Source organism: Actinomadura gamaensis (assembly GCF_042652125.1).
Lineage (GTDB): Bacteria > Actinomycetota > Actinomycetes > Streptosporangiales > Streptosporangiaceae > Spirillospora > Spirillospora gamaensis.
On sequence record NZ_JBHSIT010000009.1, the window covers coordinates 212,037 to 232,457 of the forward strand.

The 20,421-nt window shown below is 74.2% G+C and carries 21 protein-coding genes; 10 read left to right on the top strand and 11 right to left on the bottom strand.

Annotation, left to right across the window (positions count from 1 at the left end; genetic code table 11):
• Positions 1-37 precede the first annotated feature (37 nt).
• Positions 38-697, bottom strand: coding sequence for an ATP-binding protein (locus ACFPCY_RS29060; RefSeq protein ID WP_378260243.1), 660 nt, complete (start codon positions 695-697; stop codon positions 38-40).
• A 209-nt stretch (positions 698-906) separates the two neighbouring features.
• Between ACFPCY_RS29060 and ACFPCY_RS29065 the strand changes: the two genes are divergently transcribed.
• The 4 genes from ACFPCY_RS29065 to ACFPCY_RS29080 all read left to right on the top strand — a co-directional run bounded on the left by ACFPCY_RS29065 (position 907) and on the right by ACFPCY_RS29080 (position 4,982).
• Positions 907-1,749 (top strand): helix-turn-helix domain-containing protein, encoded by an 843-nt coding sequence (locus ACFPCY_RS29065; protein WP_378260245.1) that lies wholly within the window; start codon positions 907-909, stop codon positions 1,747-1,749.
• Positions 1,746-1,958, top strand: a complete 213-nt coding sequence (locus ACFPCY_RS29070; protein WP_378260247.1) for a DUF397 domain-containing protein — start codon at positions 1,746-1,748, stop codon at positions 1,956-1,958. Before ACFPCY_RS29065 ends, ACFPCY_RS29070 begins: the two co-directional genes overlap by 4 nt.
• Before the next feature lie 196 nt (positions 1,959-2,154).
• Complete coding sequence (locus ACFPCY_RS29075) at positions 2,155-3,174, top strand: LLM class F420-dependent oxidoreductase (RefSeq protein WP_378260249.1); 1,020 nt, start codon at positions 2,155-2,157, stop codon at positions 3,172-3,174.
• A 152-nt stretch (positions 3,175-3,326) separates the two neighbouring features.
• A complete protein-coding gene (locus tag ACFPCY_RS29080; protein WP_378260251.1) occupies positions 3,327-4,982 on the top strand; it encodes an acetolactate synthase large subunit in 1,656 nt (551 codons plus the stop codon).
• A gap of 67 nt (positions 4,983-5,049) precedes the next feature.
• Here the strand turns inward: ACFPCY_RS29080 and ACFPCY_RS29085 are convergent, their stop codons facing one another.
• On the bottom strand, positions 5,050-5,847 hold the full coding sequence (locus ACFPCY_RS29085) for a methyltransferase domain-containing protein (protein WP_378260253.1): 798 nt from the start codon (positions 5,845-5,847) through the stop codon (positions 5,050-5,052).
• A gap of 181 nt (positions 5,848-6,028) precedes the next feature.
• On the opposite strand from ACFPCY_RS29085, the gene ACFPCY_RS29090 reads away from it, so the two are divergent.
• Positions 6,029-7,240 (top strand): alpha/beta hydrolase, encoded by a 1,212-nt coding sequence (locus tag ACFPCY_RS29090; protein WP_378260255.1) that lies wholly within the window; start codon positions 6,029-6,031, stop codon positions 7,238-7,240.
• Between the two features lie 6 nt (positions 7,241-7,246).
• On the opposite strand, the gene ACFPCY_RS29095 is transcribed toward ACFPCY_RS29090, so the two are convergent.
• Positions 7,247-8,206: a GlxA family transcriptional regulator gene (locus ACFPCY_RS29095; protein ID WP_378260257.1), complete on the bottom strand. Its 960-nt coding sequence runs from the start codon at positions 8,204-8,206 to the stop codon at positions 7,247-7,249.
• Between the two features lie 72 nt (positions 8,207-8,278).
• Between ACFPCY_RS29095 and ACFPCY_RS29100 the strand changes: the two genes are divergently transcribed.
• Positions 8,279-9,040 carry an MBL fold metallo-hydrolase gene (locus ACFPCY_RS29100; protein WP_378260259.1) on the top strand — a complete coding sequence of 254 codons (762 nt, stop codon included), beginning with the start codon at positions 8,279-8,281 and terminating at the stop codon, positions 9,038-9,040.
• Between the two features lie 9 nt (positions 9,041-9,049).
• On the opposite strand, the gene ACFPCY_RS29105 is transcribed toward ACFPCY_RS29100, so the two are convergent.
• The 5 genes from ACFPCY_RS29105 to ACFPCY_RS29125 form a co-directional block, all read right to left on the bottom strand.
• Entirely contained in the window at positions 9,050-9,268 is a 219-nt protein-coding gene (locus tag ACFPCY_RS29105; RefSeq protein WP_378260261.1) for a hypothetical protein, read from the bottom strand.
• 148 nt (positions 9,269-9,416) lie between these two features.
• Entirely contained in the window at positions 9,417-9,785 is a 369-nt protein-coding gene (locus ACFPCY_RS29110) for a DUF3761 domain-containing protein (protein ID WP_378260263.1), read from the bottom strand.
• Between the two features lie 96 nt (positions 9,786-9,881).
• A complete protein-coding gene (locus ACFPCY_RS29115; protein WP_378260265.1) occupies positions 9,882-11,891 on the bottom strand; it encodes an FtsX-like permease family protein in 2,010 nt (669 codons plus the stop codon).
• Complete coding sequence (locus ACFPCY_RS29120) at positions 11,891-12,583, bottom strand: ABC transporter ATP-binding protein (RefSeq protein ID WP_378260267.1); 693 nt, start codon at positions 12,581-12,583, stop codon at positions 11,891-11,893. Before ACFPCY_RS29120 ends, ACFPCY_RS29115 begins: the two co-directional genes overlap by 1 nt.
• On the bottom strand, positions 12,580-12,825 hold the full coding sequence (locus ACFPCY_RS29125; protein ID WP_378260269.1) for a hypothetical protein: 246 nt from the start codon (positions 12,823-12,825) through the stop codon (positions 12,580-12,582). The genes ACFPCY_RS29120 and ACFPCY_RS29125 overlap by 4 nt, the downstream gene beginning before the upstream one ends.
• A gap of 120 nt (positions 12,826-12,945) precedes the next feature.
• On the opposite strand from ACFPCY_RS29125, the gene ACFPCY_RS29130 reads away from it, so the two are divergent.
• The 4 genes from ACFPCY_RS29130 (at position 12,946) to ACFPCY_RS29145 (ending at position 16,070) form a co-directional block, all read left to right on the top strand.
• The gene (locus tag ACFPCY_RS29130; RefSeq protein ID WP_378260271.1) at positions 12,946-14,265 is read left to right on the top strand and encodes a sensor histidine kinase; all 1,320 of its coding nucleotides are present in this window, start codon (positions 12,946-12,948) and stop codon (positions 14,263-14,265) included.
• A gap of 13 nt (positions 14,266-14,278) precedes the next feature.
• Positions 14,279-14,929 carry a response regulator gene (locus tag ACFPCY_RS29135; RefSeq protein ID WP_378260273.1) on the top strand — a complete coding sequence of 217 codons (651 nt, stop codon included), beginning with the start codon at positions 14,279-14,281 and terminating at the stop codon, positions 14,927-14,929.
• Positions 14,929-15,282: a hypothetical protein gene (locus tag ACFPCY_RS29140; RefSeq protein ID WP_378260275.1), complete on the top strand. Its 354-nt coding sequence runs from the start codon at positions 14,929-14,931 to the stop codon at positions 15,280-15,282. The genes ACFPCY_RS29135 and ACFPCY_RS29140 overlap by 1 nt, the downstream gene beginning before the upstream one ends.
• 107 nt (positions 15,283-15,389) lie before the next feature.
• Positions 15,390-16,070: a DUF4328 domain-containing protein gene (locus ACFPCY_RS29145; RefSeq protein WP_378260277.1), complete on the top strand. Its 681-nt coding sequence runs from the start codon at positions 15,390-15,392 to the stop codon at positions 16,068-16,070.
• Between the two features lie 8 nt (positions 16,071-16,078).
• On the opposite strand, the gene ACFPCY_RS29150 is transcribed toward ACFPCY_RS29145, so the two are convergent.
• From ACFPCY_RS29150 to ACFPCY_RS29160, 3 genes are all read right to left on the bottom strand, one after another.
• Positions 16,079-19,423 carry a DNA polymerase III subunit alpha gene (locus ACFPCY_RS29150; protein ID WP_378260279.1) on the bottom strand — a complete coding sequence of 1,115 codons (3,345 nt, stop codon included), beginning with the start codon at positions 19,421-19,423 and terminating at the stop codon, positions 16,079-16,081.
• A gap of 9 nt (positions 19,424-19,432) precedes the next feature.
• Positions 19,433-19,708, bottom strand: coding sequence for a DUF6504 family protein (locus ACFPCY_RS29155; protein WP_378260281.1), 276 nt, complete (start codon positions 19,706-19,708; stop codon positions 19,433-19,435).
• A 226-nt stretch (positions 19,709-19,934) separates the two neighbouring features.
• On the bottom strand, positions 19,935-20,207 hold the full coding sequence (locus tag ACFPCY_RS29160; protein WP_378260283.1) for a hypothetical protein: 273 nt from the start codon (positions 20,205-20,207) through the stop codon (positions 19,935-19,937).
• Positions 20,208-20,421: the final 214 nt, after the last annotated feature.

A 20,421-nucleotide genomic window follows, 5' to 3' on the forward strand; every position in this document is an offset into this window, starting at 1 on the left:
GCACACGCCCAAGCGCGGCGGGGTGCGGGGCGGCGGCTCAGAGCGGGACGGCGAACCAGACCGCCTTGCCCTGCGAGGGCGGACCGAGGCGGGACGTGGTGCGGATCATGCCCCAGCGGCCCTCCGACAGCTCCCGGACGATCGACAGCCCGCGGCCGCAGTCGCCGGACGTCCACGAGTAACCGGGCAGGTCGCACGGGAGCCGGTCGAAGATGGCGCAGCGCGCCTCCGTGACGCACGCGGCCCCCTCGGCCGCGCCGCGGACGGAAGAGGCGGCCGCGCCGCGGACGGAAGGATCGGCCGCCGCGCCGCGGGCGGGAGGGGCGGTCGCGCCGCGGACGGAAGAGTCGGTCGCGCCGCGGGCGGACCGGTCGGGGGCGCCGTCGGCCGGCCGGTCGGCGAGGTAGAGCCACAGCTCGTGCGGGCCGTGCTCGCCCGCGTGCTGGAAGGCGTTGGTGGCCAGCTCGCTGACCATCAGCTGCGCCTCGGAGACGCGGGTGCGGTCGGCGCCGAGTTCGGCGAGCGCGTCGCGCAGGACGGCCCTGGCGTACCCGGGGCAGGCCGGGCCGCCGGGCAGGGCCCACACCCGGCCCTGGCGCGCGCCCTCGCCGCCGGGCGGCGGCACGAGGGCCAGGCGGCGGTGGGAGGTGGCGGACGTATCGTCCACGGCGTCTCCGAGGTCTGGAGAGGTGGTCACGGGGTTCCCTCCCGGGGCGGCGGCACGGCGGGCGCGTGGAACCGGCCGCGGCCCTCGCGGTCAGTCGATGGTCACGTAACGACACCGTGCGGTCACGATCCTCAGAATCGCGTGAGATTCTCACCACCGCAACTCCGTTGGCCAGATTGCTCTACCGGGTTGGTCATTTCCGTTGTGGGAGCGCGTGCGAGGGGCGAGACTCCCCTGCCATGAGTTACCGGCCCACCGTCCGCGCCCGCAGGCTGGCCCGCGAGCTGCGCACCCTGCGCGAGAAGCGCGGTCTCACCCTCCAGGAGGTCGCCGACCAGCTGAGCATGTCGCGCGCCACGGTGTCGAGGCTGGAGACCGCGCAGACGCGTCCGAAGACCGACGACATCGAGCGGTTCCTCGACCTGTACGGGGTGCCGAGCCCGGAGCGGGACGCGCTGTCCAACCTGGCGTCGGCGGCGTCCCGGCGCGGCTGGTGGACGGCCTACTCCGACGTGTTCACCGGCAGCTACGTCGCGATGGAGCACGAGGCCGAGCTGATCCGGTCGTGGGACCCGCAGCTCGTGCACGGCCTGCTCCAGACCGAGGACTACGCGCGGGCCGTCATCACGGCGGGGCGGATGCTGCCCAACCCCGAGGACGTGGAGCGGCGGCTCGACGCCCGCCGGGCCCGGCAGGCGCTGCTGGAGCGGTCCGACGCGCCGATGGTGCACATGGTGGTGGACGAGGCGGTCCTGCGCCGTCCGATCGGGGGGCCGCGGGTGCTGGCCGACCAGCTCGCCCATCTCGCGCAGCTCGCCGAGCGCGACCGGATCATCGTCCAGATCCTGCCGTTCACCGTGCGTGAGCACGCGGGCCTGGACGGCAGGTTCACGATCCTTTCGTTCCCCGACCCCGCCGACCCCGATATCGCCTACGTGGAGGGCACCATGGGCGACGTTTACGTCGAAAGCGTCGCGGAAATAGCCAGTCACAGGGAACGCTTCCAGCGGATCGCCGAGGCGGCCCTCCCTCCGGAGGAGTCCGCGCGCCTCGTCGCCGACTCAGCAAGGAGCACCACGTGAACCCAGCCCCCCAGGACATCCAGAGCGAACTCGACACCGCGCTGTGGACGAAGTCGTCCCACAGCGGCAGCGGCGACCAGTGCGTCGAGGTCGCCGCGCTCTCCGGCGCCCGCCGCGCGGTGCGCGACTCGAAGGACCCGGACGGCCCCGCGCTGCTACTGGCGTCCGGTGAGTGGCACGCGATGCTGGAACGCGTGCACGACCGCTGACAGCCCGTCCCCTGAACCACCCGGACCACCGAACCACCTGAACCACCTGATCGGACCGTTCCCGATCGCTTCCCGATCGCTTCCGGATTCCCGGCAGCCCGTCCCGGCGGGGCCGCACCGCGCGCGGCCCGCCGGCCCTACCGAGCAAACTAGAACGTGTTCTAATATCGCGGTGCCCCCTACGGAAGGTGCCACCGTGACCGCGGACCTGAAGCTCGGTATCAACGTCGGCTACTGGCAGCGCGACCCGGACGACCAGACCGAGACCGTGCTGGCCGCCGAGCGGCTCGGGTACCACGCCGTCTTCACCGCCGAGGCGTACGGCTCGGACGCGTTCACCCCGCTCGCCTGGTACGCCGCCCGGACGTCCCGGATCAAGCTCGGCACCGCCGTCGCGCAGCTCTCCGCGCGCACGCCCGTCGCGACCGCGATGCACGCCCTCACGCTGGACGCGCTGTCGGGCGGACGGATGATCCTCGGCGTCGGCGCGTCCGGCCCGCAGGTCGTCGAGGGCTGGTACGGGGTGCCGTTCCCCAAGCCGCTCGCGCGCACGCGTGAATACCTGGACATCATGCGGCAGGTGTGGCGGCGCGAAGCGCCCGTCACGAACGACGGGCCGCACTACCCGCTCCCCTATCCGGGCGGGACGGGTCTCGGGAAGCCGCTGAAGTCGATCGTGCATCCGGCGCGTCCGGAGATCCCGGTGTACCTGGGCGCCGAGGGGCCGAAGAACATCGCGCTCGCCGCCGAGGTCGCGCAGGGCTGGCTGCCGCTGTTCGTGGACCCGACCCAGATCGACGCGCTGTTCGGGGCGTCGCTGGCGGGCCGTCCGGACGGCTTCGAGATCGCCGCGACCGTCACCACGATCGTCACCGACGACCTCGCGTCGGCGCTGGAGTTCGCCAAGATCCCGCTCGCGTTCTACATCGGCGGGATGGGCGCGAAGGACCGCAACTTCCACCTCGACCTGATCGGCCGCCTCGGCTACGCCGAGCAGGCCGCGCGCGTGCAGGAGCTGTTCCTCGCCGGACGGCGCGACGAGGCGGTCCGGGCCGTCCCGGACGAGCTGGCCGACTCGATCTCGCTGCTCGGCCCGCTCGGGCGGATCGAGGAGCGGCTCGGACTGTGGCGGGACAGCCCGGTCACGACGCTGCTGCTGGCGGGCGTCCGGGACGAGCCGACGCTGCGCGCCGTCCGCGACCTCGTCCTCGGCTGAGACCCCCGGGTCCTCGACTGAGCCCTCCGGGGCCTCGGCTGAGACGTCCCGCGCACGGCCGGGGGTGAGGTTGGCCACAGCGGGAAATGCGCGCCGGGTGAAGGATGCTCTAGCCAACACCGAGACCTCACCGAGGGAAGAAGGACAGGACCATGTCCACGCAGGCGGACGCCGCGAAACTGCTGGTCCGCACCCTGGAGGCCGAGGGCGTCGAGTACGTCTTCGGCATCCCGGGCGAGGAGAACATCCACTTCGTCCAGGCCCTGGACGACTCGTCCATCCGCTACGTCCTCGTCCGCCACGAGCAGGGCGCGGCGTTCATGGCGGAGATCTACGGCCGGCTGACCGGCAGGGCCGGGGTCGCCTCGGCGACGCTCGGTCCGGGCGCGATCAACCTCCAGCTCGGCGTCGCCGACGCGCAGACCAACTCCACCCCGGTGGTGGCGATCTCCGCGCAGGTCGGGCTGGACCGCATCTACAAGGAGTCGCACCAGATCGTCGACCTGGTGTCGCTGTTCCGGCCGATCACCAAGTGGTCCGAGCTCGCGCCGACGCCCGAGGCGCTGCCGGAGATGGTGCGCAAGGCGTTCAAGACCGCGCAGACCGAGCGTCCGGGCGCGGTGTACCTCGCGATCCCCGAGGACGTGGAGGCGGCGGCCGTCTCGGCGGACCTGGGGCCGCTGCCGGTGAACGTCGTCCAGCCGCAGGAGCCGTCCGCCGCGCAGGTCGCGCGCGCCGCCGACGTGCTGGCGATGGCACGGCAGCCGATCGTGCTCGCCGGGCACGGCGCCACGCGCGCGCACGCGAGCGAGGCGCTCGTGCACTTCTCGGAGAAGCTGGGGCTTCCCGTCGCAACCACGTTCAACGGCAAGGGCGTCTTCCCCGACGACCACCGCAACGCGCTCGGCGCGGTCGGGTTCATGCGCCACGACTACGTGAACTTCGGGTTCGACGAGGCGGACGTGCTCATCGCCGTCGGCTACGAGCTCCAGGAGTTCGACCCGGTCAAGGTCAACCCGCACGCCGACAAGAAGATCATCCACATCCACGCGATGCCCGCCGAGGTGGACGACCACTACCCGGTCGAGGTCGGCATCCAGGGCGACATCTCGCGCTCGCTGCGCGCGCTCGGCGACGCCGTGCACCGCCGCTGGGACGTCAACGGCACGGGCCGCCGCATCCGCGAGCTCCTGCGCGGCGAGCTGGCCGAGGGCCGCGGCGAGAACGGCTTCCCGCTGTCGCCGCGCCGGGTCGTCGCCGACATCCGCGAGGCGATGGGACGCGAGGACATCGTGCTCGCCGACACCGGCGCGGTGAAGATGTGGATGGCCCGGCTCTACCCGACCTACGAGCCGAACACGCTGCTGGTGTCGAACGGGCTGTCGTCCATGGGGTTCTCGGTTCCGGGCGCGCTCGCCGCGAAGCTCGCGCACCCGGAACGCAAGGTGCTCGCCGCCACCGGGGACGGCGCGTTCCTGATGAACTCGCAGGAGCTGGAGACGGCCGTCCGCGAGAACATCCCGATCACCGTCCTCATCTGGGAGGACGACGCCTACGGGCTGATCGAGTGGAAGATGGACCTGGAGATGGGCCGCAGCTCGAACATCAAGTTCGGCAACCCCGACTTCGTCGCCTACGCCGAGAGCTTCGGCGCGCACGGCTACCGCGTGACCTCGGCGGACGACCTGCTGCCCACGCTGCGCAAGGCGCTCGCCGACGACGGGGTGTCGGTGGTGACCGTCCCGGTCGACTACTCGCACAACCTCCAGCTCACCGACAAGCTCGGCGAGCTGACCGACCCCTTCTAGACGGCCGTCTCCCCGGCCGCCGGACGGATCGTCTCCCCGGCCGCCGGACGGGTCGTCGCCCCGGCGGTCAGGCGCGGCAGAGGATCTCGCCGTTCTGGGCGGTGAAGACGCCGTCCGGGGCGGCGGCCCACTCCTGCCAGCCCCGGTGGATGCGCTCCAGGTCGTCGCGGGTGGCGTGGCCCTTCGCGACGGCCTGGTCGGCGACGTTCGAGTGGACCATCCGGCCGCCCCACGTCCCGCTCCACCAGGCGCGCTCCTCCGGCGTCGCGAAGGCCCAGACGGTCGAGGTGTACGTGACGTCGGTGAAGCCGGCTTCGCGCGCCCAGGAGACGAGGCGGCGTCCGGCCTCGGGCTCGCCGCCGTTGCCGCGCGCGACCCGGTAGTACACGGGCAGCCACTCGTCCATGCCGGGCGGCTGCGGGTACCAGGTGAAGCCGCCGAAGTCGGCCTCGCGCGCCGCCACGATCCCGCCCGGCTTGCACACCCGCCGCATCTCCGACAGCGCGCGCACCGGGTCGGGGATGTGCTGGAGCACCTGGTGGGCGTGGACGACGTCGAACGTGTCGTCCGGGAATCCCAGATCGTGGACGTCCGCGACCGCGAACTCGATGTTGCGTAGGTCACGCTCGGCCGCGTGCGCGCGGGCCCGGGCCAGCACGCCCTCGGCGGCGTCCACGCCGACGACCCGTCCGGGGGCGAGGCGTTCGGCGAACTCGGCGGTGATCGTGCCGGGGCCGCAGCCGACGTCCAGGAGCGTGCTTCCCGGACGGAGGTGTCCGGCCAGGTAGGCGGCGGAGTTGTCGATCGTGCGCCAGGTGTGCGAGCTGAGCACGGTCGGGTGGTGGCCATGCGTGTAAACGGGCATCCGGGTCACCTCTCACGGAGTCGGCCGGGTTCTGCGGTGTGCTCCGCAGCCTAGACGCGCTTCTCAGAGTTTGAGAAATGCGTATCAGGATGTGAGATCCCGGATTCTTAACGTTTGCTGCTGAAACTGTCGGAGGCGGTGATCTTTTACTACCGTGACGTTCGCGACTGAAGGGGCGAACGTGCGCAAGAGGACCGAACGCAAACTGGCCGTGGGCGCGGTGGCGGTCGTCGCGGCCGTGCCGACCGCCTTGGTGCTGATCCCGTGGGACGGCTCCGGGGGCTCCCAGCCCGCCGCGGGCACCGCGCCGCTGGGCGCGCAGGCCGCCGCGTCCGACCCGAGACCGGTGCAGCAGACGCCCGGCGCGCCGTCCCCGGCGCAGGGCCGGATGTCCAAGCTGCCCAACGCGGCGCCGACGAGCACGGGCGCGCCGACGCCGACCTCGGTCCCGACCATCCCGCCGGGCGGCGGCAACGGCGGCCTGAAGAACTGGCTGCCCGCCGACGACGGCGCGGTCGTCACCGCCGCCAAGTGGGCGAACAAGTACCAGGTCGACCTGTCCGTCAAGTCGCCCGCGCTGGGCCAGACGCGGACCGTCCGGGTGCTGGTGCCGAGCGGCTGGAAGGCCAGGTCCACCCAGACCTACCCGACGGTCTACGCCCTGCACGGCGGCAACGACACCTACGTCTCCTGGACGCGCAGCACCGACATCGCCAAGGTCTCGCGCCAGTGGGGCGTCATCGTGGTGATGCCCGAGGGCGCGAACGGCTCCTACACCGACTGGTACAACGGCGGACGCGGCGGGAGCCCGCGCTGGGAGACCTTCCACACCGCCGAGGTCCGGCAGCTCGTCGAGCGGAACCTGCACGCGGGCTCGTCGCGGGCCGTCATCGGCATCTCGTCCGGCGCGCAGGGCGCGGTCACCTACGCGGCGCGGCATCCGGGGATGTACCGGTACGCGGCGTCCTACAGCGGCGTGCTGTCGATGCTGTCGCCCGGCATCCCGGCGCTGCTCATGTACATCAACACGCGTCCGGGCACCAACCCGACGGACATCTGGGGCGACCCGTGGACGGCCCGCGCGAACTGGGCCGCGCACGACCCGGCGTCGCTGGTCAAGCGGCTGCGCGGGACGAGGCTGTTCGTCTCGGCCGGCAACGGCAACAAGGGCCCGCTCGACAAGCCCGGCAAGGCCCCCTGGGACATCGGCTACCTCAGCGAGACGCAGGTGCTGCGCGCGACCGGCGACTTCGTGGCCGCCGCGAAGAGGTCCGGCGTGCCCGTCACGACCGACTTCTACGGCGCGGGCTCGCACAGCTGGCCGTACTGGAAGCGCGAGATGCACAAGACGTGGCCCGAGATCATGGCCAGCATCGGCGCCCAGCGCGCCTGACCCGCCTCAGCCGGTCGTCTGGAAGGTGTCCCGGTACGGCTGGGGCGCGACGCCGACGACGCGGCGGAAGTGCGGGCGCAGCGCGACGCCGTTGGTGAAGCCGACCTGCCGGGCGATCGCGTCGATCGGCAGGTCGCTGCTCTCCAGGAGCCGCTGGGCCTGAAGGACGCGCTGCGCGAGCAACCACTGCAACGGCGAGGTTCCCGTGGCCTCGCGGAAGCGGCGGTCGAAGCTGCGGCGGCTCATGTGCGCGCGCCGGGCGAGGGCGTCCACGTCCAGCGCGGGGTCGTGCAGGTTGCGGACGGCGTGCTCCAGGACGGGCGCGAGCGGGTCGTCCGTCCCCGGCTCGGGGAACGGCCGCTCGATGTACTGCGCCTGCCCGCCGGACCGCTGCGGCGGGACGACCATCCGCCGCGCGATCGCCGCGGCCGTCCGCGCCCCGGCCTCCCGCCGGACGAGGTGGAGGCACGCGTCGATCCCCGCGGCGGTGCCCGCGGAGGTGACGATCGAGCCCTCGTCCACGAACAGGACGGCGGGATCGACGCGGACGTCCGGGTAGCGCTCGGCGAGCGCGGGCGCGAACCGCCAGTGCGTGGTGGCGCGCCGTCCGTCCAGGAGGCCGGCCGCGGCGAGGACGAACGCGCCCCGGCACAGGCCGACGACGGTCGCGCCGCCGGCGTGCGCGGCGCGGAGCGCGGCGAGGGCCTCCTCCGGCGGGTCCTCGCCGGCGATCCGCCAGCTCGGGACGACCACGATCCCCGCGCCGTCCAGCGCGTCGAGCCCGTGCGGCGCGTGCAGGACGAGCCCCGCCGACATCCGCAGCGGGCCGGGCTCGGCCGCGACCGCCCGCACCCGGAACGGCGTCTCGCCGCGCGCGTCGGCGCCGAAGACGCTGAGGGGCACGCTCGTCTCGAACATCGGCACGCCGTCGAAGACCAGCACCGCGACCGTCCGGGGATCTGGCATGGCTGGAATCTATCGCACCGTGGCTTTCTCGCCACTCCCCGGCCGACCTGCCGGAACGCCAGGATCATGGGCATGACGATCACCATCACGGCCCTTGGCGGCCCCACCGCGATCCTCGAGCTCGGCGGCCTGCGGCTGCTCACCGACCCGGCCTTCGACGAGCCCCGCGACTACCCGATCGGGGACCGCAGGCTCACCAAGACCGCCCCGACCGCGCTCGCCCCGGACGAGGTGGAGCCGATCGACGCCGTCCTGCTCTCGCACGACCAGCACCCCGACAACCTGGACGAGTCGGGCCGCGCCTTCCTGGCGCGGGTGCCGCTCGTCCTGACCACCGTCGCGGGGGCCGAGCGCATCGGCGCGACGCCGGTGCCGCTCTGGGAGCACCACGACATCCCCCGTCCGGGCGGCGGGACGCTGCGGGTGACGCGCGTGCCGGCCCTGCACGGCCCCGAGGGTGCGGAGCCCGTCACCGGCGAGGTCGCGGGCTTCGTGCTCACCGGCGAGGACCTGCCGACGGTCTACGTCAGCGGCGACAACGCGTCGCTGGACGTCGTCCGCGAGGTCGGGGACCGCTTCCCGGTGATCGACGTCGCGGTGCTGTTCGCGGGCGCGGCCCGGACGCCCCTGTTCGACGGCGCGCTGCTGACCCTGGACAGCGCGGGCGCGGCCGAGGCGACCCGCCTGCTGGGCGCCCGGCACGCCGTCCCGCTGCACTTCGACAGCTGGGCCCACTTCACCGAAGGCGGCGAGGAGCTCACCAAGGCCTTCGCCGAGGCGGGCCTCACCGACCGGCTCACCCTGCTCGCGCCGGGCGACTCGGCGGAACTCTGACCGCGGAGATCAGGCGACGGCCAGGCTCCCGCTTCGTCCGAGGGGCGGGACGGGCCGTCGCAGGGTCACGACCTGGCCGTCCGGCGCCTCGTCCGCGTAGGTGTTCAGCGGGAGCCGCGCCAGCTCGCTGAGCCAGGGTTCCACGATCGTCCGCTCGGCGGGCCCGTTCAGGCTGGCCCGGGAGAGGTGTTGAGAAGACCCGTTCGCGGAGCCCATGACGACGTCCATAGCGACCCCTTTCCCATGCCTTGCGAACACCCGTGGGTACGCACCGCGAAACCGTCCGGTTCAGCGGTGTTCCCCCACGTCACAGCCCGAACTCTACGGATCGCCTACGACATTTCCGGGCGGCGTCCGGCAGGGCGAGAAAGGGGCCTCAGAGCCAGCGCGCGACGCCCCCGTGATGCGAGCACGTGCCGCGCCGGTGCTGGGAGTAGGAGAGCGTCCCGTCCCGGCAGACCGCCGACGCCCCGGACGGGTAGTCCGGCGCCTTCGGCTTCGGGCTCGGCCGGTGCGGACGCGGCGTGGGCGGCTTCGGTTTCGGCGGGTGGCCGGGCGTCTTCGCCGGGACGGGCGTGGACGGCGACGAGGTCGGTGGCGTGACCGTCCCGGTCGGGCTCGTACTCGCGTCCGGCGAAGACGCGGACGGCGACACCGTCGCGATCGCGGTCTTCGGCGCCGGGTCCGCCGTGCAGCTGGTCAGGAGGACGCCGGCGAGCAGGGCGCCGGTGAGGCGTGCGCGCATGAACCACTTCCTTGGTGCGGGCGTGTCAGGGGAGGACGCCGCGCCGCCCGCACCGGTTCACATGTCGCCTATCTCGGACATCTTCCTGTCCATCCCCTAATCGGGGCGGGGTGCCGGGTTCGTGGTGACCGCGCGGAGCAGGGGCCGGCTCAGCGCGCTCGCGGCGAGGACGCCGCCGAAGCCGAGGGTCAGGAACGCGGCGAGGGTCAGCGCGCCGGAGAGGCCGAAGCCCATCGCGAACGGCGTCGCGAAGAACAGGCCGGTCGCCAGCGAGCCGCCGCCCATGACCAGCAGCGGGATCAGGGTCTCCAGGCGGCGGGCCCGGTCGAGGACGTCCAGCGGCGTCCCGGCCAGGCGGAGCATGGCGTAGGTCTGGCGGCGGTCCAGCACCGCGGACGCGCCGGTGATGCCCGCGCTGGTGATCGCGATTAGGAACGAGACCGCGAGCACGGTCAGCGCGCCGGTGCGCAGGTCGGCCAGCAGGTGCGCGGACGCCACGTCGGAGTCGGCGTCGGTGGTGGCGTTGTGGCCGGGGACGAGCCCGGTGAGGGCCGTCCGGGCGCGGTCGACGTTCTGCTGCCCGCCGTCCACGGTGGCCTGGACGATCGCGGATTCCCCACGCTTGCGCCCGGGCTCCGGACCGCCGGAGAGCGGTTTTTCGCGAGCGATGGCGACCTTCGCGGGAAGGCCGTGCAGGCGGTCGCGGGCCTGAGCGGCGACGGTCTCGGCGGACGCGACGGGCACGGTGATCTCCAGGCGGTCGGCCGCACCGTGCCGGAGCATGGCCGACGACGGGTTCAGCAGCGCCAGGAAGCCCGCGACGAAGCCGGTGAGGGCGACGCCCGCGACGGTGCGCCACGCGGAGCGCGGGTCGTCCATCAGGCGGCGGCCGGCGAGGAGGCGGGCCGGGCCGCGCGCGGTCCCGGCGGCGACGCGTCCGATGAGCGCGACGATCCACGGGCCGACGAGGTTGATGCCGAGGAAGGCCAGCGCGAGGAAGACCAGCAGCACGACCAGGCCCGCCCGGCCGAGCGACGTCAGGCTCCCGGACAGCAGGCCGAACGCGATCACGATGGCCAGGAAGACCAGCGGCCGGACGGCGCGCAGCGCGGGCGGCGTCTCGCGGCGGGCGACGCCGAGCGGGCTCACCACGACGCGGCGCAGCCCGACGACGGCGCTGATCCCGACCAGGACGGGCACGGCGGCCAGCACGAGCAGCGTCCACGGCCCGGACCACAGGTCGGAGGCGTACCAGGTGCCGCCCGCGATGGTGATCTGGGTGAGGGCGGGCAGCGCGGCGAAGAACAGGACGGTCCCGAGGACGGCTCCGGCGGCGGCGGTCAGCACGGCCTCGGCGGTGGTGATCGCGACGACCTGGCCGGGCGTCGCGCCGACCAGCCGCAGCGCGGCGAGCCGCTGGTCGCGGCGGGCGACGGTGAGCCGAGCGGCGGCCCCGCCGAACACCAGCAGCGGGACGGCCATGAGCACCGAGGCGATCGCGGCGAGCATCTGGTAGACGAACGCGGTGGCCGACTGCGAACCGGTCGCGTAGCGGTCGATGCGGGTCGGCGAGGCGACGGCGTCCGCGATGCCGGTGTCGGCGCGGCTCGCGGACATCGCCGGGTCGGACGCGGCGCGCCCGACGACCGCGACCAGCTCGTCCGGGTGGACGACGGCGGCGCGGCCGAGCGTCCCGGCCGGCGTGCGGGCGGGGAAGCGCCCGGCGAGCTGGTCGGCGGGCAGCGTCCGCATGAGCGAGGCCAGCGCCGGGGACGTCCACACCTCGCCGGGCTTCGGGAAGCTCCTCATGCCGGGCGGGACGGGCGCGTCCCCGGAGAGCGCGGACAGCTCGACCACGGTGATCTGGCGTCCGCGCACGTAGTCGGTGTTCAGCGCCTCGATCGCGGTCGCGGCGCCGTGCGCCTTCGCCGGGTGCCGCCAGGCGTCGGCGGCGGACCGCGCGGCGAACGCGTGGTTCGCGCCGACCGCGAACAGCAGCAGGCCGGTCGAGACGGCGACGGCGGCGAGGGTGAGCAGGGAGCCGAGCAGTCCCCGGCGTCCGCCGCCGCGCAGCAGCCGCCAGGAGAGGGCGAACGTCGTGCGCATCACGCGGCTCCGGGGAACGGGGTGAGCAGGCGGCCGTCGCGGACCTCGACGGTGCGGTCGCACCAGTTCGCGACGCCGGGGTCGTGCGTGACGACGACGAGCGACGCCCCGTTGTGCCTGGTCGCCTCGACGAGCAGCCGCATCGTGTCGTGGCCGGTCGTCTGGTCGAGCGCGCCGGTCGGCTCGTCCGCGAACACCACGGCCGGACGCGTCGCCAGGGCGCGCGCGATCGCGACGCGCTGCGCCTGCCCGCCGGACAGCTCGCCGGGGCGGCGTCCCTCCAGCCCGGCGAGGCCGAGCGGCCCGAACCAGGCGCGGGCCGCCGCGACGGCCTCCCGGCGCGCGGTCCCGCCGAGCATCAGCGGGAGCGCCACGTTCTCGTCGGCGGGCAGTTCGGGCAGCAGCTGCCCGAACTGGAACACGAACCCGAACCGGCTCCGGCGCAGCGCGCTGCGGCGGCGCTCGCCGAGGTCGTCGATCCGGTCGCCGAGCAGCCGCACCTCGCCCCGGTCCGGGCGCATGATCCCGGCGAGGCAGTGCAGCAGGGTGGACTTGCCGGACCCGGACGGGCCCATGATCGCGACGGCCTCGGCGCGGCCGACCGCGAGGTCCACGCCGCCGAGCGCGACGGTCGGACCGAAGGTCTTGACCAGACCCGTCCCGCTCAGGACGGGAGAGGCGGGGGTGTTCACGCGGCGGCCTTCCGGTCGGTGCGGGCGGTCTGGAACTCGATCACCTCGGCGGCGGCGTCGGCGCCGGTGCCGGCGGCGGCGTCCGGGCCGGCGCCGGTGCCGGCGTCCGGGCCGCGCGGGCGGTCGTGGCGGAGCGAGTCGCGCATCTCCTTGGCCGGCATGACCAGCCCGCCGTAGATCACGAAGGCGACGAACGCGACGGCGACGGGGACGTACACGAGGTAGAGACCGTTGAAGTTCATGCCTCCATGCTTGGCGAACCCGCCGGTCCGGCACATCGGACGCAGGTTCGGTCCCGGAAACGCCGGTATCGGCCGAATGGTCGATACCGGGGTAAGCCCCAAGCCGTAGCCTCGGGGGATATGAACGTTTCGGGGGGCGCATGGGGAGCGCCTGGCGGCGCGCCGGGTGCGCCGGGCGGCGCGACAGGAGCGCCTGGCGGCGCGCCGGGTGCGCCGGGCAACGGGCTTCAGCCGCCGGGCGGCGGGCCGGGCCGGGAGCCGGACGCCAGGGACGGCCTCGCGCGGGTGCAGTCGGTGGGCGGCTGCCTGTTCCGGCTGCTGGCCTGGGGCTGCGCGGCGCTCTACCTGCTGATCTGCCTCGCCGCGGCGTACTCGCGGCGCAGCCCGGCCGATCTCGCGACGATCGTGGTCGCCGCGCTCGTCGCCTACTCCTGCCTGGCCCGGCGCGGCCTCACGCAGTGGACGGCGGCGAGCGCCGCGGCCTCGCTGCTGCTGACGTGGGCGCTGGCGATCGGGAACGTCGGCGTCCGGGACCAGGCGGCGCTGGTCGAGGTGACCGGGCTGCTCGTGCTGGTCGCCCGGATGGTCTGGACGGCCCCGAAGCGGCGGCTGGCCTGGCTGACCGCGCTGGCCGCCGTCCCGGTGGTGCTCGTCCCGCTGCGCGGCTCGGAGACGATGCTGATCTTCCTGGCCGGGCCGCTGGCGGTGCTGGTCGCGATCGCGATCGGCGCGGGCCTGTACCTGCGGGCGCTGGACGAGCGCCGCCGCCGCGCGCTGTCGGACGCGCGCCGGGACGAGCGCCTCGAACTGGCCCGCGACCTGCACGACTTCGTCGCCCACCACGTGACCGGGATCGTCGTCCAGGCGCAGGCGGCGCGGTTCGCGGCGTCCTCGGGGGCGGCGGCGCAGTCGCCCGAGCAGCTCGACCGGATGTTCGGGCAGATCGAGAGGGCGGGCACCGAGGCGCTGACGTCGATGCGCCGCATGGTCGGCCTGCTCCGCGACGCCCAGGAGCCCGGGCGCGGCCCGGAGCCCGGCGCGACGCGTCCGGTCGGGGACCTCGCGCAGGTCGCCGAGCTGGTGGACGGCTTCGGCGACACCCCGCCCGCCGCGCTCGCGCTGGCCGACGACCTCGGCGAGCTGCCGCCGGAGGTCGTCACCTCGGTGCACCGGGTCGTCCAGGAGGCGCTGACGAACGCGCGCAAGCACGCCGCCGACGCGTCGGTGGTGCGGGTCTCGGTGGCGCGGCTCGGGGACGGGTCGGTCGAGGTGGCCGTCCGGGACGACGGGCAGGGCCGGGGGCGGCGGCTGCCGTCCGGCGGGTTCGGGCTCGCGGGCCTGGCCGAGCGGGTGGACGCGATCGGCGGCCGGCTCACCGCGGGGCCGCGCCCCGAGGGCGGGTGGGAGGTCGTCGCGGTGATCCCGGTATCGGAGAGCTGAGAGAATCGCGTTCGTGACGATCCGTGTACTGATCGCCGACGACCAGGAGATGGTCCGCACCGGCTTCCGGATGATCATCGACTCGCAGCCGGACATGACGGTGGTCGGCGAGGCCGCCGACGGCGCGGCGGCCGTGGAGCTGGCCCGGCGGCTGCGGCCGGACGTGTGCCTGTTCGACATCCGGATGCCGCGCATGGACGGCCTGGAGGCGACCCGGCTGCTCGCCGGGCCGGACGTGGCCGACCCGCTCCGCGTCGTGATCGTCACGACCTTCGACATGGACGAGTACGTGTACCGGGCGCTGCGCGGCGGCGCGGCCGGGTTCCTGCTCAAGGACAGCGGCCCGGCGCTGCTGGTGGAGGCCGTGCGGGCGGCGGCGAACGGGGAGGCGCTGGTGTCGCCGTCGGTGACCGTCCGGCTGCTGGCGAACCTGTCGGCCCCCGCCCCGGAGCCGCCCCGGTTGCCCGAGCCGCTCACCGACCGGGAGCTGGACGTGGTCCGGCTGGTCGCGCGGGGCCGCACCAACGAGGAGATCGCGGCGGAGCTGTTCGTCTCGCTGTCCACGGTGAAGACGCACCTGGGCAGCGTCCAGCGCAAGCTCGGCACCCGCAACCGCACCGGGATCGCCGCCTGGGCCTGGGAGTCCGGCCTGATGCGCGGCTGATGGCGGCCGGAACGTTCGGTGGCGCGCCCTGGCCGCTGCTCGCCGTGTGGATCGCCGGGGCCCTCGGCTGGGGCGTGGTGCTGGGCCTGCTGCGCCGGTCGGGCGTGACCGGCACGGGCGCGTTCCTGCACGCGATCACCCCCGTGACGCTGGTGCTCGGCTTCGCCTTCGCCGGTTTCGGCTCCGCGTACGCGACGGTGTTCATGTCCGTCCAGTGGTGGACGCTGCTCGCCGCGACCGGCGGCCGTCTCGACCGGCTCTTCCGCGGCGGCCCGTCCGGCCTGGTCTGCGCCGTGCTGTGGCTGGCACTGACCCTGGCGGCGGCCTTCGCCGCCACCCGCGCCCTCCTCTGATCGTCCCGGCGCGGACGTACCGCTTCCCGGGCCGGCGGGGCGCGGCAGGGGTCAAAGGTACGTAGTATCCGAGGCAATGGACTACAAAGTCCTCGGAGGTGTCCCCCATGCCGTGTGCGCTGTGCGGCGACATCGTCCCGGCGGACGTCGCGCGCTGTCCGGCCTGCGGAGCGTGGGCCAGGCGCCGGGACTTCCGCGCCGTCGGGGTCGCGGTGTTCATGTTGCTGGGCTTCCACGCGTTCCTCGCGCTGGGCGCCGGGATCAGCCTGGTCCGGATGTCCCATCCGCTGCGGAACGCGACCCAGGACGGCTACGACCCGGCCACGACCCGGCACTCGCTGATCCCGTTCGCCGACCTGTTCGTCATCTGCGCGGTGCTCGCCGCCGTCACCGGGGTGATGTTCGTCTCCTGGCTGTGGCGGGCCTACACGCAGTCCCCCGGGCCGCACCGGCACCGCAAGGGCTGGGTGGTGCTCGGCTGGCTCGTCCCGGTCGCGAACCTGTGGGTGCCGCCGCGCCTGCTCTACGACGTGTGGGTGACGACCGGCCGCTACCGGATGTCGCAGCGGCACATCGCCGGCACGCTGATCGCCGCGTGGTGGCTGAGCGTCCTGCTGGCCCTCCTGCTCTCCCGCTCGTTCGCCCACGGCGGGGCCGACTCGCTCGCCGACGCCCGCTTCACCGTCCACATCGGCGTCGCCGCGGCCGCCTTCCAGGCGATCGCCGCGACCCTCGCGATGACCGTCGTCTACCAGGTCACCCGCCTCCAGATCGCCCGTCCCGACTAGCGCCGCGGTCAGGGGTCAGTCGGGCCTGAGCTGCCCTGGCCGGCGTGCCAGAGGCGGGCGGGCGGCGGGCGCCTGATCGCCGGGCCCGCGTGCCCGACGTCGGCGTACGGGCTGGCCGCGAACCCCGAGCCGTAGGTCACGCGGCGGCCGATCGGACGGTTCCGGGACGGCCCCGGCGCCGCCATGATCCGCCGGACGGCCCGGAGTCCGCCCTCGCGCCACGCCTCGTCCAGGACGTTGAGGTCCCAGCATTCCGAGGCGGTCAGGGACGCCGCGCGGAACCCCGGCTTGTGGACGCGCCCGCGCGCGAGCAGCAGCCAGGACCCGAACAGCGTGGCGGCGCAGCGGTCCTGGACGGACTCGAAGAAGGTCAGGTCCACCGGGCCGGTCGCGTCGTCCAGGGTCGCGAAGATCACCCGCTGCCCGGACCGGACGGCCGGGGTCTGCGTCGCCACCTTCACGCCCGCGACCAGCACCTCCTCGCCCTTCTCGCGGTCGGGGAGATCGCGCGCCCGGACCGCGCCGAGCGCGCGCAGCAGCTCCCCGTAGAAGCTGATCACGTGCCGGCTGACGTCCATGCCGAGGATGTCGAGCTCGGCCTCCACGATCTCCGACGGCGCCATCGGCGGCAGCTCGCCGAGCGGGACGTCCTCCAGCATCCCCGGCTCGGGCGTCGCGAGGTCGTCGCCGAGCGGGATCTGCCCCGCGACGAGCCCGGCGGACGGCCGCACGGGCGACGCCCGGTCGAGCGCGCCGACGCGGCAGAGCAGGTCGCGGCGCCCGACCGGGGTGTCCCGGTACAGCGCGTCGAACCCGCCCGCCAGGACGAGCCGCTCGACGGTCGGCCGGGACACGTGCGCCCGCCGCCAGAAGTCGCCGAGCGAGGCGTAGGGGCGGCGCTCGGCGATCCGCGCGACCTCGACCTCGCTGATCCCGCGCACCTCGGTGAGCGCGACCCGGATGCCGCCGTCCTCGACGTGCCAGAGCGCCCCCGAGCGGTTCACGTCCAGCGGCAGGATCGGGACGCCGAAATGCCGCGCGTCGTCCAGGATGACCCGCTTCGGGTACATGCCGGGATCGTGGGTGAGGACCCCGGCGAAGAACGCGGCCGTGTGGTGCCGCTTCAGCCAGGCCGACTGGTAGGTCGGCAGCGCGAACGAGGCGGCGTGCGCCTTGCAGAACCCGAACGCGCCGAACGCGGCGAGCGTCCGCCACACGCGCTCCACGGTGGCGTCGTCGTAGCCGCGCGCGGACGCCCGCTCCCGGAACCACGTCCCGACCGCTCGCAGCCCCTCGTCGTCGGACATGCGGCGGCGCATCCCCTCGGCGTCGGAGAGGCCGCAGCCGGTCATGACGTCCAGGACGCGGAGCACCTGCTCGTGCCAGACGACGACGCCCCGGCTCTCGCGCAGCACCGGCTCCAGGTCGGGATGCGGGTAGACGGCCTCGCGCCGCCCGTGCCGCGCGTCCAGGTACGGGCTGACCATGTCCGAGCCGACCGGGCCGGGCCGGAACAGCGAGATGTCCACGACCAGGTCGGCGAGCGTGCGCGGCAGCAGCTTGGCGACCAGCTCGCGCTGGCCGGGCGACTCGATCTGGAAGCAGCCGAGCGTCCGCGCGCCGCGGATCATCTCGAACGTCGGCCCGTCGTCGCGCGGGACGGCCTCCAGATCGACGCGCTCGCCGGTCGTCCGCTCGATCTCGGCGACCGCGTGCGCGAGCGTGGACTGCATCCGGACGCCGATGACGTCCAGCTTCAGCAGCCCCATCGCCTCGACGTCCACCTTGTCGAACTGGCTCATCGGGAACCCGGCGGCGCTCGGCTCCACGGGCGTCCGGTCGCGCAGCGCCGGGTTCGAGAGGATCACTCCGCACGGGTGCAGGGCGATGTGCCGGGGCAGGCCGTCCAGCCGCTCGGCGATCCTGAAGACCACGTTGAGCTGGGCGTTGTTCAGGTTCGACCGGCGCAGCTCCGGCAGGTCGGTCAGCGCCGCCCGGATCTGCCGCGCCCGGATGTGCGGGAACGCCTTCGCGATCGCGTCGACCTCCTGCGGCGGCAGGCCCATCGCGCCGCCCACGTCCCGGATCGCGCTGCGCGCCCGGTAGGTCTCCATCATCGACACGCACGCGGTCGCGTCCGTCCCGAAGCGGCGGAACAGCGCCTCGTACGCCTCCGGCCGCCGCGCCGACTCCACGTCCAGGTCGATGTCGGGCAGGCCGGGACGGCTGTCGGCGAGGAACCGCTCCATCACCAGGTCGTGCCGGAGCGGGTCCAGGTCGCCGATGCCGAGCAGGAAGGTGACCAGGCTGCCCGCGCCGGAGCCGCGGATCGCGCACCGGATGCCGAGGCCGCGGATGAGCGCGGCGGCGTCCGCGACGGTCAGGAAGTACGGCGCGAACCCCCGGCGTCCGATGATCTCCAGCTCGTGCGCGAGGCGGGCCTCGTACTCGCTCCGGTGCTCCAGATCGCGCCCGCGCAGGCCTCGCAGGCAGCGGGCGAGGAGCTGCCCGTGCGGCTCGGGGCCGGTGTCGGGCAGGTGCGCCCGGCCCATGCCGAGATCGCGCGCCGGGTCGAGGACGCACCGCTCGGACAGCCGCTCGGTGGCCCTGACCAGGGCGTCCGCCTCGTCCGGGCCGCAGGCGAGCGCGGCCGTCCGGCGCATCTGCGCGGCCGACTTCAGGTAGGCGTGGCCGGTCCGGTCGTCCAGGTGGCGGCGGTGCAGCGGGACGAGCTTGCGCGCCGCGTCCAGCACCTGCGCCACCGGGTGGTCGGCGGCCTCCAGGTACCGGACGCCGTTCCCGAGGACGGCCGTGACGCCCGCCTCCCGCGCGAGCGCCAGCATCCGTGCGGCGCGCGGTCCGTCGCCCTGGCCGTGCTGGTTGACGATCTCGACCGCGATCTCGGCGCCGGTGCCGCGCCAGGCGTCGAGCAGCGCCGCCGCCCGGACGCGGTCGCGGTCGGCGACGGCCTCCCCGACGTCCGAGGCGGGACCGAGCAGGACGACCAGCCCGGCGGCGTGCTCGGCGACCAGGCCGGGATCGATCCGCGGCTCACCGCGCTTCCCCGCGGCGTGCGCGGCCGTGACCAGGCGGCACAGGGAGGCCCAGCCCGCCTTCCCCTTCGCCAGCACCACGACGCGCCGCCGCCCGCCGGAGAGGGCGAGGTCGGCGCCGACGACGGGCCCGAGGCCCGCCTTCTCGCACGCCCGGACGTGCCGGACGGCCCCGTACAGGCCGTCCCGGTCGGTGAGGGCGAGGGTGCGCAGGCCGAGCTCGGCGGCCCGGTCGGCGAGCGCCTCCGGCGAGGCCGCGCCGTACCGCGTCGAGTAGGCGGACGCGACGTGCAGGTGCATGGCGGCCCGTCAGTCCCACAGCCGCGACAGCGTCCAGCCGCCGGTCGACGTGTCGTGCCGCAGCTCGTAGACTCCGGGCTCGCCGGCCGCCGCGGCCTCGACCCGCCAGTACTCCCGCTCGCCCGGATCCTCGGCGTCCGGCTCCCGCTCGCGCCACCAGTCGCGGGTGGTCACCCAGTGCTCCAGCAGCCGCCGCACCGCGTACCGCCGCCCCCGCCAGGCGAATCCGGCCGGCCGCCCGTCGACCACCTCGACCTCGACCGGATCGCCGAACACGCGTGTCATCCGCCTCCCCCTCACGCTCACCGCACGGGGGAAGGCATGCGGCCTCTGTCTCGAACATACGTTCGGTTAAGAGTCTAGGGAAGAGCCACCGGCCCAGCAAGGCGGGGCCGGCCCGAATCCCGGAAAGGCGCACGTCGGCCGCAGGTCAACGGGCGGACGGCGCGGCGGAACGGCGCGGCGGAACGGCGCGGCTGACGGCAGGGGCCGCGGGGGTCCGGGGCGGCCGTCAGGTCAGCAGGCGGGCGAGCTGGTCGGCCACGCCGGACACGCGGGCCACGTCGGCCATGCCGCCGCCGGACCACAGGTAGGACCAGCCCGACCCCACCGGCGTCGCGACGACCATGATCTGGCGGCGGGTGACGGGGCCGACGACGCCGAGGACCGTCTCGTCCGGCCCGGCGAGGCGGCAGCGCAGGCCGCGCGCCTCCACCTCGTAGGCCAGGGCGGCCAGGTGGTGCCGGCGCACCTCCGCGATTTCCCGCTCCCCGACTACAGACACCGCGATCAGCCGCCTCAATCTGGATGGATCACTGCCGTCCACAGGATGGCCCGCGGCAAATGATCACCGCAGCCGAATCCGGTGGACTGGGTCTACCCATTCGGTTCCCTAGGTACGCCGGGCCGCCTCGGAACGGAGGGTAACGCCATGCTTACGTCGCCGGATCACGGATCGCCCGCGCGGCGCCACCAGGTGACCGGTACGGCACCCCGGA